We start from the raw sequence: 901 nt of genomic DNA, 5'->3' as shown, positions 1-901 counted from the left end.
GCTTCGGCTGCTGCTGAAGGTGCTTCTGGGTCTACGAATTGGACTAAGAAGACACCGCAGGAGATTCTGAACGACGTAAACGCTGGTATCGAGACCACGTGGGCAAATAGCCAATACGATCTCACTGGTATGGCGAATCATATCCTCATCCCGCCGGCTCAGTACGCATACATTGTCGGTCAACCTGTCACGGCGGCTGGCTCACAGTCCATCCTCCAGTTCTTGCTGGACAACAACATCGGTAAAAACCAAGGAATCGATGTGCAAATCCTACCTTCTCGTTGGTGTACCGGAGCGGGCACAGGCGGCGCAGACCGGATGGTCTTCTATGTCAACGATGAAGACCGAGTGAACTTCGACATGACAGTTCCGATTAGCCGGGTGATGACGCAACCTGATGTGCGCGAGGTCGCGTATCTGACGAACTATACTGGTCAGTTCTCCGAGGTAAAATTCCTCTTCACGCAGTGCGTGCAATATGTCGATGGCATTTAACCGCTAGGAGGGTTCAGATTGCGTATCTTTTCGAAGAAGAGATTCCGCTTTGACCACCCTGGCGGCATTGGTGCGGGAGGGCCTGTTTATACGCAGGCTCTCTCTTTTCATGATGTGCCAGATTGGGTCAAGGAATCGAGTATGTTTAAGCTGGCTTACAATGCTGGTGATGTAGCGATTACCAACGGGAAAGCTGATGAAAATGCAGTTGAAGAAGCGGCGCATGCTGAAAAGCAAAGACGGCGTAAACCGAAATCCGAAGAACCTGGTGAATAACCATGGGTGAAGGATGGAGTTTCTACAATCCGTTTTGGAACTTTGGCAGCGGTTCGAACCTTCGCGCTGGGACAAACCCTTCGTACTCCGTCGCTGATTTCGTTGCGTTCTACCCACAGTTCGGAACCGA

2 protein-coding genes are annotated in these 901 nt (G+C 51.4%); both read left to right on the top strand.

Going from position 1 to position 901, the window contains the following annotated elements:
- Nucleotides 1–495: major capsid family protein (locus J3482_RS20130; RefSeq protein ID WP_206923076.1), on the top strand; the 495-nt coding region annotated here is incomplete at its 5' end.
- A gap of 18 nt (nucleotides 496–513) precedes the next feature.
- Nucleotides 514–771 (top strand): hypothetical protein, encoded by a 258-nt coding sequence (locus J3482_RS20125; RefSeq protein ID WP_206923075.1) that lies wholly within the window; start codon nucleotides 514–516, stop codon nucleotides 769–771.
- Nucleotides 772–901: the final 130 nt, after the last annotated feature.

The sequence above is a fragment of the Alicyclobacillus suci genome (assembly GCF_017329615.1).
Taxonomy (GTDB): domain Bacteria; phylum Bacillota; class Bacilli; order Alicyclobacillales; family Alicyclobacillaceae; genus Alicyclobacillus; species Alicyclobacillus suci.
This window is presented reverse-complemented; position numbering and strand designations above follow the sequence as displayed.